A 13,704-nucleotide genomic window follows, 5' to 3' on the forward strand; every position below is an offset into this window, starting at 1 on the left:
GAATGCACTGAATTAAAGGGATGATCTTAAGCAATTACCATTCAGAACAACCAAGGATTGATCGGTGAATTGCTGACAACGATCGAGCAGCGCTTGCATCACGGGCACTTCGCCTCGCCGTAATTGTTCGATCGCTTGGCGATGGGCGATCGCTAGGGGTTCTTGGGGACTGGCACGGAACCAACGAACCCAGCCCATTTTCTGGAGCTGATTGGGGTCAAAATCTGCCCGATCGAGCAACCAAAAATCTACCTGATAGCGGTTCACAATCTCCCGCAAGCGATCGGGGTCTGGGGTATATTGACCCACCATCAAATCCGTTGCCCGCCGCAATAGCTCCGTGGCATAACGACGATGGTAGCGCATGGTGAACCCGGGGCCGACCACAATGGAGCGCTGGGCAAAACTGGGTAAATTATCCGTTTCGCGGGTGGTGGAAGCAATCCGAATGGTGACCGGTTGTTGTTGAAAAAATTCGTAGAGTTGGGGATGGTTGCCAATTTCATATTGGGTGGCAGGAAAACCGGGAAAAGTGAAGGGATAAATCAACAATAAACCGGTAATCAACAGCACCAATCCCTTGGCTTTTGGGGTGCTCAATCTCGCAGTGGGCGGGCGCGATTTTGCCCATTGCCAAGCCTTTTGCACCAGCCAACTCAGGGCGATTGCACCCAAAATGGCCACAATGATGCGTAGGGAATGTTCTGAATAGCGATTGGGTAAATGCAACCGAAAGAGTAGAAGATGGGCAACAGTAAACCAAGCCCCAGAGACGATTAATAATTGCGGCACAAAGACTAGGCTCGATCGCGTGGCTTGGACCAGGGGAAACCGATCGCGCTGCCACCACAAAATCGGAAAGAGTGCCGTCAAAATAATTTGCGGAAAGGCGAAGTCAATTTCCCACCAATCGATTGGAATCAGCCCTGTGCGACGATGCTTGAACCAATAGGCCCAAGCCGGTTCTACCTGGAAAAATTGGGCCCAAAAGGTTTTGGCTTCAGCGGCGGTCAGCACCGGGCCATATTGACTCGATTTCCCGAGAAAGGGCAATAAAACCAGTCCTGAAAAGATCAGCAAGCTGAATTCTAATCGATGCTGATTCCATAGGGTTTTCAGCAGCGATTGAACCTGAAACGGCGATCGCTGAGCAATTAGCCAAATTTGCCCAATTAAATCTAGACCAATCAGGGAAGATCCTAATAAAACGCCATGGGGATAGAAGCCGGCTAAAAGTCCGATCGCGCTGAAGAGTTGCCAGGGCGATCGGGTTAACCAACCCTTTAAAAATAGGAAAAAGAGGGGATAAATAAAGGCAACGGGCACACCGGAAACGAGATCATCAGCAATCCATAAATTCTGATTTAAAAAGACGCAAGCGCTGAAGGCTGCCAAGGGCACAGGCAACAAGTGCCAAACCACTTGAAAACACAGAAACGTGGTCAGGGTTCCTAGGCCGATCGGCAGCAATTTATTGAAAACCATTGGATCCAAGCCGAGGATGCTGCCCAACCGGTATAGGCCTTGATATCCCCAGGGGGCCACGGATTGGAAATAGTCCGCCATCAGGTCATTGGGAAAGCGATCGGGATGGAGCCACCGTTGCATCCAAAACACATGTTGGCGAGCATCGTCTTGCACCACGTAGGGGCCGCTGAAGGCCTGAAAGAGGGCGGGCAGGGCACAGCCGATCGCCACGGCTAAACTGAGCGCCAAGGCCCAGCGGCCCGCGCGATTGCCTCTGGGGCCGGTGGGGTCTAGGGCGCGGAGCCAGCCATTAAGCATTTCGCCTCCAATAGCGCTAAATCGCCCGCTTGCCATTGAGCGCAACGGTCGATCGCGCTGGGTAAAACCGGTTGTTTGCCTCGATCGAGCTGGGCCAATGGGGCTGCACCAATGTTGAATTGGCGAAACCGACGACTATCCAAAAAATCCCGCTGAAAGCTCGATCGCTCCACTAACCAAAAATCCACGCCCGTTTCCGCCAAAAACCGGCGAATGGGGGCCCAACTGGGGGCAAATTGGGCGCTCACGAGTCGATCGAGCCGCCGCACCAGTTCTTGATAAAACCCCAAGTGATAGGGCAGCAGATAGCCTTGGCCACCCACGTAGATCGATCGGCCTGCGAAGGCGGGCAAATTATCCCCTTCGCGAGCTAAGGACGCGACCAAGGTATCACGCGGTTGTTGTTGCAAAAACGCGTAAAGCCCCGGAGCATTGCCCGGCACATAGTTAGTGACCGGAAAGGCGTAATTTTGCGCCTTCAGGGCCGCTGGATAGGCCACAAACCACAACACCAACAGGCCCGCCCCCAGCCCGGCCCCGATCGCCCGGGAGCCGCCCCGCCGCAGCCATTGCACCGCCCGCTCCAGCACCGCCGCGATCGCCAAACCCGCCACCAGCGCCGCCACCAGCCGCACCGAATGCTCCCCATACCGATTGGGCAGGTGCAATTTAAACAGCAACCCATGGGCCGCCCCGAACCCGATCGCGGAGGACAGCAACAGATCGCCCAACAGGGGCAAGGCTCCTTGGGCCGATCGCACCAGGGGGAAGCGATCGCGCTGCCACCACAGCAGGGGCCACAACAGACCAAACCAAACGGCCAAAGGCAACACCAGCACCGAATGGAAGGCCATGATCCGACACCATTCGGTGGGCAAAAAGCCACTGCGTTGGCCGCAGGCCCAATAGTTCCAAGGATCCCGCGTGAAAAAGGCAGACCAACCCTTATCGGCCAAGGTGGGCATCGATCGCGCCACGTCCACGGACAGCACCGGCCCAAAGGGAGAATCGCGCAACAGGTAGGGAACCATGGTCACCACCAGCGCCCCCAAACCCGCCAAGGCCACCCGCACCTCCGGGCGTTCCCAGGCCGCCCGCCAGCGCCAAGCAACCGATCGTCCCGATCGCAGCAATTGCAGGCCTAACGCGCCGCCCAACACCAGGGCCACTTGCGGATAAAACAGGGCCAACAGCCCGATCGCCCCCACCGTTAGCCCCAACCACCGCCGGGCGATCGCCCACAACCCCCACAGCAACAGGGGCCCGGCAAAGGCCGCGGGCGTACCGGAAACCAAATCATCCCGCAGCCAGAGGGCCTGCACCGCCAGCAGCCCGCTCAACCCCGCCGCCAACGGAATCGGCCAGAGGGTCACCGCCAAACCATAGGCCCCCACCGCCGCCAGCAGACTTAACCCCAGGGGCACAAATTTGTTAAACAGCAAGGGATCTAGCCCGAGCTTGGCCGCCAAGCCATAGAGCCATTGGTAGCCCGCCGGGGCCACGGACTGGAAATAGTCGGCAATTAGATCTTGGGGAAAGGCCGCTGGATCCCAAAAGCGTCGCATCCAAAACACATGCTGGCGGGCATCATCTTGGATCACGTAGGGGCCCGCCAGGGCCTGTTGCAGGGCTAACCCGCCATAGGCCAGGGCTACGGCTCCGCAGAGGCCGCCCCAAAACCAGAGCCGTCGATCGCGCCCATGGGCGATCGGCTGGAAAAGAACGATCCAAACTTTTGCCCAAAATGCCTGAATGGTTTGAGGGGGTTGATGGCCCGGTTCCTGTTGCACGCGCTGTCCTGCCCTGAAAAACCGTTGCCAAACCGCCGGGGAACCGCTGGCTAGGGGACGTTTCCCGATCGGCGGCCCGCAGTTCGCAACAAAGGCACTTTAGCGCAGGACGATCGCCCCGACAGCCCTAACGCAGGCCGCTAGCGCAGGAAGCTATAAATCTGCTGGCTTTCCACATCTTGGCAAATGGTTGAGGGTCGATGCCCGCTCGACAGCTTGTAGGTCAGGCGATCGAGCTTCACCTGTAGCCCGGCCATGGGGTCACCCCCTTCACTGACCAAAAATTCCAGCCGCTGCACCGCTTGCCAGTCCGCCACTTGATCCAACAGTTGGGCGATCGCCTCCAGGTAAGGATGGCCCGGCTCGCGATACCAACCGGCCATGGCCAAATTGGATTGGTCAAAGCCCAAATGCACAATCAGCGCCGGATGGCCAAACAGGGCCACCGCCACCGGCCGCGCCTCTTCCCGCAATCGCAAATCCCGATCGCTCACCAATTGTCGCAACTGGGCCAACCGTTCGTAGGCTTCGCTGGTGGTGGGGTGATCAGTCCAATGGAGGGCGAGCGTCACCAGATAGGTTTGCAGCAGCAGATGCCCCAGCTTGGCCGCCTTGGTGGTCAAATAGCGTGTGTTGAAGGAGTTGGACTCAATTAACAAGGGCACGCGATCGACCACTTCCAGTCCATAGCCGCGAACACCGGCAATTTTGCGCGGGTTATTGGTAATCAGCCGCACTTGGCTAATGCCCAAATCGTTCAAAATTTGTGCGCCCACGCCGTAATCGCGTAAATCTGCCGGAAAACCGAGCTTTTCGTTGGCTTCCACCGTGTCAAAGCCCAAATCTTGCAAGGAATAGGCCTTGAGCTTATTAATCAGGCCAATGCCGCGACCTTCCTGGCGCAAATAAACCACCACCCCTTCATCGGCCTGCTCAATCATTTTCAGGGCCGCGATCAGTTGCGATCGACAGTCACAGCGCAAGGATCCCAGGGCATCCCCCGTCAGACATTCCGAATGCACCCGCACCAACACCGGGCGATCGTGGAAGCTGGCCGGGTCGCCCTTGACGATCGCCACATGGTCGGAACCGTCAATTTCGTTGCGATAGCCATAGATCTCAAACAGGCCAAACTCCGTGGGCAGTTTGGTGACCGTTTCCCGAATCACAAATCGCTCATGTTGCAGCCGATAGCTAATTAAGTCCGCGATCGTGGCGATTTTCAGGTCGTAGCGCTGGGCATAGTCAATCAGTTGCGGCAATCGGGCCATGGAACCGTCGGGGTTTTGAATTTCGCAAATCACGCCCGCTGGATAAAGCCCCGCCAGGCGAGCCAAGTCCACGGCCGCCTCCGTGTGCCCCGCCCGCTTCAGCACCCCCCCTTCGCGCGATCGCAGGGGGAAAATATGGCCCGGTCGCCGCAGATCTTCCGGCCGGGTTCGTGGGTCGATCGCCACTTGGATCGTTTTGGCGCGGTCTTCCGCAGAAATGCCGGTGCTCACTCCCAAGGCCGGCGAGGCATCGATGCTGACGGTGAAGGCCGTTTGGTTACTGTCCGTGTTGTTGGTCACCATCAAGGGCAGCTCCAACGCATCGAGCCGATCGCCCGTCATGGCCAAACAAATTAGCCCCCGCGCTTCCGTGGCCATGAAGTTCACCGCATCCGCCGTCACCTTTTCGGCGGCGTAGATGATGTCCCCTTCGTTTTCGCGGTTTTCGTCATCCACAATCACCACGGGCCGCCCGGCCTTCAGGTCTGCCAGGATGGCGGGAATCGTGTCAAACACAAACGCGGGAACAGACTGGGGGACAGTGTGGTGGGTCATTGCGGCAGCAACCAAAGGCGAACGGCGCGTCCGTCACCCAGAGGCCGGTACGGACGCTAATAAACAGTTACAGTTCTTAACTTATGGTTCCTATTGTATCTCCTGTAGCAGTTTCACCCGGCGGCCAATTGCGGCTTTTCTGATCCTGTGCGATCGCCCTGGATTCACTAGGGGTGAGACCCCCTACGGCCGAACGCAGGAACACCGGCAAACGGTACTAGAATGCATGGCAACAAGCCGCGCGCACCCGCCGGCTGGCCCGCACCCAGCAGCACCGCGCCCGTCCACAGACACAGGCACCCACACAAGCAAAGGGAATCAGAAGCCGGATTATGAGTAATACAGACAAGATTCCAGTTGGCATCGTTGGCGCATCGGGCTACGGCGGCGTGCAACTGGTCAGAATTCTGTTAGATCATCCCCATGTGGAACTGACCTATTTGGGCGGCGAAAGCAGTGCCGGCCAAAGCTATGGGCAAGTTTATCCTCACCTGGCCCACCGCATTTCCCTGAAGGTGGAGTCGATCGACCTGGATGAGATTGCCCGGCGCTGTCGGGTGGTGTTTTTGGGGTTGCCCAACGGGATTGCCTGTGACTTGGCTCCTCAACTGGTCGATCGGGGCTGCAAGGTGCTGGATCTGTCGGCGGATTACCGGTTCCGGGATCTAAACACCTATGAAGACTGGTATGGCAAAAGTCGCAGCGATCAGGAAGTGGCGGCCATGGCGGTCTACGGGCTGCCGGAACTGAATCGTGAGGCGATCGCGGAGGCGAACCTAATTGGTTGTCCCGGCTGCTATCCCACGGCCAGCCTTTTGGCCCTGCTGCCCCTTTTGAAGCAGGGGATTATCATTCCGGAAACGGCGATCATTGATGCCAAGTCCGGCACGTCCGGCGGCGGTCGCCAGGCCAAAACCAACATGCTGTTGGCGGAAGCGGGCGGTTCCTTTTCTGCCTATGGGGTCGGTCGCCATCGCCACACGCCGGAAATTGAACAAATTTGCACGGATTTGGCGGGCCATGAAGTGCGAATTCAGTTCACGCCTCACCTGGTGCCGATGCCGCGCGGCATTTTGTCCACCGTCTATGCCACCCTCCGCGATCCGGGCCTGGTGCGCGAAGACCTGCTGACCATCTACAACGCCTTCTATCGTAACAGCCCTTGGGTGAAGGTGTTGCCCAGTGGGGTCTATCCCCAAACCAAGTGGGCCCTAGGAACAAACCTTTGCTACTTGGGCGTGGAGGTGGATCCACGCACCGATCGGGTGATTGTGTTGTCGGCGATCGATAACCTGATGAAGGGCCAATCGGGTCAGGCGGTGCAGTGCATGAACCTGATGTTGGGCTTGGATGAAACGATCGGGTTGCCCCAGTTGGCGTTTTATCCCTAAGTTCTACCCCTCAGGTGTTGATCAACTGCTGATCAACCGCTGATCAAAAGTTGATCAACTTTGGTTTGCCCTAGCCCCTTGCCCATGGCCGGAGAGGGGCTGGGAGTGGTTGAGGATCAGGATCCAATCGGCGGCAAAAATCGGGGTAGGTTCGGGAATTGCACCAATCAGCGCGATCTCACCCGATCTCCAGCCAACGCTAGACTTCGTTAGGCTAAACCCATCCCGATCGATCGCAGCAAAATTAAGGTGGTAGCGCATGGCCGCGACAGATTTTAAGGATTACTATGCGGTGCTGGGTCTGACCAAAACCGCCAGTGCCGAGGAAATCAAGAAAACCTATCGACGGTTGGCGCGCAAATACCACCCGGACTTGAACCCGGGCGACAAACAGGCGGAGGCGCGGTTCAAGGAAGTGAACGAGGCCTATGAAGTCCTGTCCGATGCGGACAAGCGCCAAAAGTACGATCGCTTTGGTCAATATTGGCAGCAGGCCGATCGCGCCGGCCAAGCCTGGGGAGGAACCGGGGCCGGGGGAGCCGGGTTTGATGATTTTGAATTTGGCCGCTACGGCAGCTTTGATGAATTCATTAATGAGCTGCTGGGACGATTTGGGGGCCCAGGGGCCGCCGGAACGCGATCGAGCAGCTACAACTATCGCAGCGGCACGGGCAGCAACTACAGCGGCAATTACAACAACAGCAATTTTGGAGGCGGCTTCTCTGGCTTTGGGGATGTGGGCGGCTTTGGCCCCCAATCGGCCGCGGGCGATCGGGAAGCCACCTTGGCCCTGTCCTTTGCGGAAGCCTTTAACGGCACGCAAAAGCGCCTGAGCCTGGGAGCTGAAACCATCACCGTGCGCATTCCTCCCGGGGCCAAGCCGGGTAGCAAAATTCGTCTCAAGGGCAAGGGGCAATACGACCCCTACAGCCGTCAACGGGGAGATCTGTACCTGAAGGTCAGTCTCAATAGCCACAGCTTTTTCCAGTTTGACGGCGAGACCTTGGTTTGCGAAATCCCGATCGCCCCCGATGAGGCGGTGTTGGGAACCAAGGCCGACGTGCCCACCCCCGATGGGTTGGTGACCATGAATGTGCCAGCGGGCATTAAGTCGGGTCAAACCCTGCGGCTGCGGGGCAAGGGTTGGGTTGAACCCAGCGGCAAGCGGGGGGATCTGTTAGTGCGGGTGGCGGTGACCTTGCCCAGTTCGCCCACGGCGGCCGAGCGGGCCGCCTATGAACAGGTGCGGGCCGCGCGATCGACCGATCCCCGATCGCACCTACGCTCCGTTCAGCTTTAATGCACTCATCTTGCGAACTAACTGACCAAACCGCCCTAGCAGAGAACCCTCGATCGAACGGTGGTGGCAAAATTCGCCAAAATCCGCAGGCCCGCCGCCGCCGACTTTTCCGGGTGGAACTGCACCGCCATCACATTGGGCCGACCGGAGCCGAGCGCTTCGCAGTGAATGGCTGCTGTCACCGTTTGGCTGCCGTGGGTGGTGGTGGCGGCGATCGCCCCTGGATCCGCCGGATCCACATAGTAGGAATGGACAAAATAGGCCCAGGGCAACGGCTCCAGCCCTTGCCACAGCAGGGATGTGGGTTGGGTGAGGGTCAACTGATTCCAGCCCATATGGGGAATAGTAATTCCCGGTTCTGGTTGGAACGCCCGCACGGAGCCGGGCACGATGCCCAGGCCCGGTTCCCGGCCCTCGCTGCTGGTTTCAAAAAGCATTTGCAGACCCAAACAGATGCCCAAAAAGGGTTTCCCTTGGGCGATCGCCTGGCGAATGGGCGCTTCCAATCCCCGAGCACGCAGTTGCTGTACCGCCGGATCAAAAGACCCAACTCCCGGCAGGACGATCGCATCGGCGCGATCGATCACCGTTGCCGAGTCAGTCACGATCGGCTCAACTCCCGCCTGGGTTAGCCCCTTGCAGGCGGAATGCAAGTTGCCCATGTCGTAATCGACCACGGCAATCGTTGTCATAGGACACCAAACCCCTGCAATTGCTGCAATTGTGTTGACTAAAACTGAAATTGAATGATGGGCGATCAAAAGCAATCGTAATCATCCAAATCATTCAAACGATCGAAACCACTGAAATTATAGGTTTGAAATGGCGCAATCTCCATGGCTGATCACCTCCTTTCAAACTTGGTTGCCCCATCAGAAATCCAATGCCTCCGATGATTTGCTGGCCTTGTTGATCGAACAACGGCAGCTACCCCCGCAGGTGATTTGCTTGCGGCAATTACCCGTTGATTTTGATCTGGCTCCTCGGCGGGTGATCGAGGCGATCGAGCAACATCGTCCCCGCAAAATTCTGTTGTGTGGCATGGCTGAGGGGCGATCGCACCTATCCCTAGAAGCCCAAGCCAGCCAAGAAGGCAGTCGATTGGCAACGGGTTTCAATTTGTCGCAACTTTTGGCGGGTACTCAGTGTTCTGAAATCAGCTTTGATGCGGGCAATTTTGTTTGTAATGCGCTCTATTACCGAGTCTTGCAATGGTTGTTTCTCCATCGCCAATTAGCCAAGGCTCTGTTTATCCATGTGCCTATTTTGACGATTGAAAATCAAGTGCAAATTGCAGCAGATTTCCATCAAATTTTGCACAACTTAGAGGATGTCTGAAAAGTAAACTGGGATGCTTACAAAGCGCTAGTAGTCGTTGGGACAAGGGGCTTAAGCCCCTTGTTTTCGCCGATTAATTAAGCCCCTTATTCTCGCCGATGAATGGGAGCCAAAAGGTAGCAGTTTCGACTTTTCAGACATCCTCTTAGGGCCCGATCGCCCAGTTTAATTCCTTGCCGGTCTACTCCGTCTTATCCTTCACCAATCGCCCATCTTCCATATACAGCAGTCGATCGGCAATATCCAAAATGCGGTTATCGTGAGTAACCAGCAAAATGGTGCAATCTCGCTCCTTGGCCAAGCGTTGCAAAATTTCCACCACATCTCGCCCCGACTTGCGATCGAGCGCAGCCGTTGGTTCATCGGCCAACACAATTTTGGGCGAACTCACCAGGGCCCGGGCGATCGCCACCCGCTGTTTTTGTCCCCCCGAAAGCTGCTCGGGATAATAGTCCAATCGTTCTCCCAAGCCCACCGCCGTTAACATTTCGTCCACCAGTCGATCGCATTCTGCATCGGTGTAATGATCATGCAATTCCAAGGACAAACGGACATTTTGGCGGGCCGTTAAAAAGCTCAACAAGTTATGGGCTTGGAAAATATAGCCAATGTTGCAACGGATTTTTAGGAGTTGCTCCTTGCTGGCTCCACACATTTCCTGATTCAGAATTTTCAAGCTTCCTTCATGGGCCGATCGTAACCCTCCCAACAGAGTCAACAGGGTGGTTTTTCCAGAGCCGGATGGGCCCGTCAGCAGCACAATTTCACCCGCTTGAATGATCAGGTTAATGTCATAAAGCACCTGTTTTTTGAGATCACCATTGCCAAAATAGTGATTCAAATTCTGAATCGTAATGGCACCGGCTTGGTTAGATGATTGCCCAAGGACTTGATTCGTAACCTGATCCATGACCTGATCCATAACCTAACCCTCTGCTAGATTGATCTCTCCAAAAGTGGGCAAAATCCTTAGAAAATATCCGCTGGATCCGCTTGATAAAGCTTTTGCATGGCAATCACACTGGAGGCGCTGCACATGGCAACGGTCAACACAAAAACGGTGATGGCCCGATCGATCTGCATGAAGATTGGCAAAAGGGTTGCGGAATAGGTAATTTGATATAAACCCATCGCCAAAACCACGCTGGGTAAAAAGCCAATCACTGCCAAAATCAAGGCTTCAGTGATCAGGACTCGCACCAGGAAGACGTTGCTGTAGCCCATGGCTTTCATGGTGGCAAATTCCGACAAGTGATCGGACACATCAGAATAGAGAATCTGATAAACAATCACGATGCCCACAATGAAGCCCATGATGGCCCCAAGCCCAAAAATGAAACCAATGCCGGTTCCTTCAGCCCAATATTGCTTTTCAACGTTGGCAAATTCTTCAACGGTCAAAACTCGCACATCTTTGGGCAAAAAGGCAGACAGTTTTTGTTGCATCACCACCGGATCGCTACCCGGTTGCAGTTGAATCAAACCCACTTCAATGTTGCTGGCGGAGCGATCGGGAAACAAATGCAAAAAGGTGGAATCACTGACGATCGTGTTGCCATCCGCCGCAAACGATGCCCCCAGGGTGAAAGTACCGCTGACGTTCAAGAGCCGATCGCTCAACTCCACTTCTAAGCCCTGGGGCGATCGGGCTAACCAATCGGCCACCGTGCCATATTCTGGTCGTCCTGCTTGGTCAAACAAAACAGTTTTCAGCAGGGTAATTTCGGTGAGTTGCTGTTCCACTTCCGGCAGCTTGAAACTGGGCTTTCCCGGTTCCACGCCCCAAACCAAAATGGCGCGACTTTCACGGGTTTCTGGATTACGCCATTGACCGGTGTTGATGTAAATGGAACTGACCTCTTTCACGTCGGGCAATGCTCGAGCCTGATAGAGCCGTTCGCGTTGGAAGCTTTTGACCGAAAACAGTGTCCGAAACTGAGGATTAATCAGGATTAAATCCGCATCAAGGTTGCGGTGAGGTTTGATGGCTGCGTCGTATAGGCCACTTTGGAACCCCAATTGCATGAACATCAAAATATCAGCAAAGGCAATGCCAGCGGTGGCTACAATGAGGCGACTTTTCTGGCGCACCAATAATAGCCAGGAAAGGGGAGTTTTTTTGGGCATGGGGTCGGTTGCAACGCTAGTGAGCGCGCTGGCAAAAGAATTGATTCAATCACAATCAAATGACCGCTAATCAGGTGACCATTAATCAAATGATTATTAATCAAGTGACTACGAATTAGCGAGTTAGCGAGCGTTGCCCGTGCCGGTTTCGATGCTCACTTCCACTTGCAAATTGGTGAGCGATCGCACGCGGGCCGTGCTGGCGGGATCGAGCAAAATGCGCACTTCCACGACCCGCCGATCGAGGTTTTCGCCCGGCTGATTGCTAAACACGTTTTGTTGCAACACTTGCAGCCCCACTTGGGTCACCGTGCCGCGCAAGCTACCCTGAACAGCTTGGCCCACAACGGTTGCCGGTTGCCCAACGCGCACCAGCCCCACATCGGTTTGGTAAACCTCTGCCACGGCCACCATTCGATCGGTCTGAGCCAGATCAAGCAGGCCGCTCTCACCAACCTTTTCGCCCGCCCGGGCATGGATCTTCAAAATTTGCCCATCGCTGGGGGCCCGCAGATAAGCCCGTTCCAAGGCCGCCGCCGCCCGATCGCGCGCGGCCCGGGCGGCCGCCACTTCCGCCAACGCCGTGCGTACATCCACCGTCCGCACTTCCGACACACTGCTGAGGGTGGACTTGGCCTCTTGCCATTGTTGTTGGCCCGCCCGCTCAACCCGACTCAGCACCGCCGTGGCCTCTTGCACTTCCTGGCGACCGGTGCGATCGAGCCGGTTCAGTTCCGCCCGGGCTTCCTGAAGCTGCCGAAACAAGGTTTCCACCGACAGCCGCTTGGAATCGTACCGGGAGGCAGATTCCGCCCCTTCCTGATAAAGCGCCTCATAGCGCCGATATTCCGATTGGGCATTGGCTAACTCCGCTTCCAAGCGGCGAACAGCGGCCGACTGTTGGGCCAACTGCCCTTGCCACTGGGCCCGCAACCGACTGAGCTGGGCCCGTTGAGCATCGGTGTTCCCTTGCCATTCGGCTTGCACTCGGTTCACGGCGGCCCGCTGGCTGTTGATGTCGCCGGTTTTGGCTCCGGCTCGCACTTGGGCCAGGCGCGCTTCAGCCACCTGTAGTTGGCGATTCGCTTCGTTATATTCGGCGGCCAGCACGGTTTCCGAAGCCAACAAGGCCACCACTTGCCCCGCCCGCACCTGATCGCCCTCCCGCACACGCAACTCACTGACCCGATCGCCATCCAGCGCCAAGGGAGCCGCCAACCGCACCACCTCCGACTCCGGCTCCAGCCGCCCCAGGGCCGTCACGCCCGATCGCACCACTGGCCCCGGGGTTGCGCTTTGGGCCTGTTGTTCTGCCGTCGCCCGGTTCCACTGCGACAGCCCGATCGCCCCGAGGGCAATGCTAGCCGCCGCCGCACTAGCCGCCAGAGCCACTGTGTTGAAATTCCTGAACTTTGCAATCACGATTGGTTTGCTCCCAGTAGCCCGCTAGCATTTTGGACATCAAAACTGCCTGTTCCGCCAAATTCAACTGCTCACCCAAAAGCATTCGGCGGTACAGCAAGCCACTCACCCAAGCCAAAAAACACTCCAAAACCGGACGATCGTGAATTCCCAAAAAGTCTGCCAGCGCCTGAACATAGCGATCGTGGGCCCCCTGAATCAAGGGATTTTTGCGCACCACTTCCCCTTGGTGGCGGCAAAACTCCGCAATTAATAGATCCTGCTGGCGAAAATATTCCTCGTTGTCCATCACGCAATCCATCACCACCACAATTCGTTCAGCGAGGGTCAGCGGATGGCTCAACTGGCTGAGCGCTTGCTCTCCCGTATCCTCCAAGCTCAGGTAGTCCATGAGTTGGATGAAGAGGTCTTCTTTGCTCTCGAAGTAGTGGTAAAGGGTTCCGGTGGAAACACCGAGTCCCTTTGCAATTTCCCGAATCGTGAGTGCGTGGTAGCCCCGTTCGGCAAACAAAGCAAAGCAACGACTCAGGAGTTCTTGGCGATAGCTTTCGTGATCAACAATTTTGGGCATTGGCTCAATACGCAAGTGTTTTTAATCGGTTTTTGTGCAGCCACACTACCTCACCTGCGCAAAATTGGCACTGGAACTGGCATTGAAATCGACATTTTGTAATGCATGATCAGGGGGTTGATCAATGCTCGATGAATGCCGTGTTCATGCCGAA

At 56.3% G+C, this 13,704-nt stretch carries 11 protein-coding genes; 3 read left to right on the forward strand and 8 right to left on the reverse strand.

The features are described 5' to 3' along the window. Positions 1-12: 12 nt before the first annotated feature. The 3 genes from AC2IAX_RS11280 to ribBA all read right to left on the reverse strand — a co-directional run bounded on the left by AC2IAX_RS11280 (position 13) and on the right by ribBA (position 5,401). Positions 13-1,785 carry a hypothetical protein gene (locus tag AC2IAX_RS11280; protein ID WP_494387584.1) on the reverse strand — a complete coding sequence of 591 codons (1,773 nt, stop codon included), beginning with the start codon at positions 1,783-1,785 and terminating at the stop codon, positions 13-15. Beyond that, the gene (locus AC2IAX_RS11285) at positions 1,758-3,575 is read right to left on the reverse strand and encodes a hypothetical protein (protein WP_494387585.1); all 1,818 of its coding nucleotides are present in this window, start codon (positions 3,573-3,575) and stop codon (positions 1,758-1,760) included. Before AC2IAX_RS11285 ends, AC2IAX_RS11280 begins: the two co-directional genes overlap by 28 nt. Before the next feature lie 140 nt (positions 3,576-3,715). Further along, on the reverse strand, positions 3,716-5,401 hold the full coding sequence (gene ribBA / locus AC2IAX_RS11290; protein WP_494390369.1) for a bifunctional 3,4-dihydroxy-2-butanone-4-phosphate synthase/GTP cyclohydrolase II: 1,686 nt from the start codon (positions 5,399-5,401) through the stop codon (positions 3,716-3,718). A gap of 332 nt (positions 5,402-5,733) precedes the next feature. Here ribBA and argC point away from each other — a divergent pair, with 332 nt between their 5' ends. After that, the gene (argC, locus tag AC2IAX_RS11295) at positions 5,734-6,792 is read left to right on the forward strand and encodes an N-acetyl-gamma-glutamyl-phosphate reductase (protein WP_393012679.1); all 1,059 of its coding nucleotides are present in this window, start codon (positions 5,734-5,736) and stop codon (positions 6,790-6,792) included. Positions 6,793-7,051: 259 nt separating this feature from the next. Continuing rightward, on the forward strand, positions 7,052-8,092 hold the full coding sequence (locus AC2IAX_RS11300; RefSeq protein WP_494387586.1) for a DnaJ C-terminal domain-containing protein: 1,041 nt from the start codon (positions 7,052-7,054) through the stop codon (positions 8,090-8,092). A gap of 35 nt (positions 8,093-8,127) precedes the next feature. On the opposite strand, the gene hisH is transcribed toward AC2IAX_RS11300, so the two are convergent. Beyond that, positions 8,128-8,784 (reverse strand): imidazole glycerol phosphate synthase subunit HisH, encoded by a 657-nt coding sequence (hisH, locus tag AC2IAX_RS11305; protein ID WP_494387587.1) that lies wholly within the window; start codon positions 8,782-8,784, stop codon positions 8,128-8,130. Between the two features lie 130 nt (positions 8,785-8,914). On the opposite strand from hisH, the gene AC2IAX_RS11310 reads away from it, so the two are divergent. Then, positions 8,915-9,430: a pyroglutamyl-peptidase I family protein gene (locus AC2IAX_RS11310; RefSeq protein ID WP_494387588.1), complete on the forward strand. Its 516-nt coding sequence runs from the start codon at positions 8,915-8,917 to the stop codon at positions 9,428-9,430. A gap of 181 nt (positions 9,431-9,611) precedes the next feature. Here AC2IAX_RS11310 and AC2IAX_RS11315 read toward each other — a convergent pair whose 3' ends face one another. The 4 genes from AC2IAX_RS11315 to AC2IAX_RS11330 form a co-directional block, all read right to left on the reverse strand. Continuing rightward, positions 9,612-10,340 (reverse strand): ATP-binding cassette domain-containing protein, encoded by a 729-nt coding sequence (locus AC2IAX_RS11315; protein WP_494387589.1) that lies wholly within the window; start codon positions 10,338-10,340, stop codon positions 9,612-9,614. A gap of 59 nt (positions 10,341-10,399) precedes the next feature. Then, positions 10,400-11,557: an ABC transporter permease DevC gene (gene devC / locus AC2IAX_RS11320; protein ID WP_494387590.1), complete on the reverse strand. Its 1,158-nt coding sequence runs from the start codon at positions 11,555-11,557 to the stop codon at positions 10,400-10,402. A gap of 123 nt (positions 11,558-11,680) precedes the next feature. Then, the gene (locus AC2IAX_RS11325; protein WP_494387591.1) at positions 11,681-12,949 is read right to left on the reverse strand and encodes an HlyD family secretion protein; all 1,269 of its coding nucleotides are present in this window, start codon (positions 12,947-12,949) and stop codon (positions 11,681-11,683) included. After that, positions 12,933-13,550 (reverse strand): TetR/AcrR family transcriptional regulator, encoded by a 618-nt coding sequence (locus AC2IAX_RS11330; protein ID WP_494387592.1) that lies wholly within the window; start codon positions 13,548-13,550, stop codon positions 12,933-12,935. Before AC2IAX_RS11330 ends, AC2IAX_RS11325 begins: the two co-directional genes overlap by 17 nt. Between the last annotated feature and the right edge of the window lie 154 nt (positions 13,551-13,704).

The organism is Limnothrix sp. HT2024 (assembly GCF_059138625.1).

Bases quoted from the DNA above. Each gene is read 5' to 3' on its own strand.
- devC (WP_494387590.1), bottom strand. From the start codon at position 11,557: ATGCCCAAAAAAACTCCCCTTTCCTGGCTATTATTGGTGCGCCAGAAA.
- AC2IAX_RS11310 (WP_494387588.1), top strand. From the start codon at position 8,915: ATGGCGCAATCTCCATGGCTGATCACCTCCTTTCAAACTTGGTTGCCC.
- ribBA (WP_494390369.1), bottom strand. From the start codon at position 5,401: ATGACCCACCACACTGTCCCCCAGTCTGTTCCCGCGTTTGTGTTTGAC.
- argC (WP_393012679.1), top strand. From the start codon at position 5,734: ATGAGTAATACAGACAAGATTCCAGTTGGCATCGTTGGCGCATCGGGC.
- AC2IAX_RS11280 (WP_494387584.1), bottom strand. From the start codon at position 1,785: ATGCTTAATGGCTGGCTCCGCGCCCTAGACCCCACCGGCCCCAGAGGC.
- AC2IAX_RS11300 (WP_494387586.1), top strand. From the start codon at position 7,052: ATGGCCGCGACAGATTTTAAGGATTACTATGCGGTGCTGGGTCTGACC.
- AC2IAX_RS11315 (WP_494387589.1), bottom strand. From the start codon at position 10,340: ATGGATCAGGTTACGAATCAAGTCCTTGGGCAATCATCTAACCAAGCC.
- hisH (WP_494387587.1), bottom strand. From the start codon at position 8,784: ATGACAACGATTGCCGTGGTCGATTACGACATGGGCAACTTGCATTCC.
- AC2IAX_RS11330 (WP_494387592.1), bottom strand. From the start codon at position 13,550: ATGCCCAAAATTGTTGATCACGAAAGCTATCGCCAAGAACTCCTGAGT.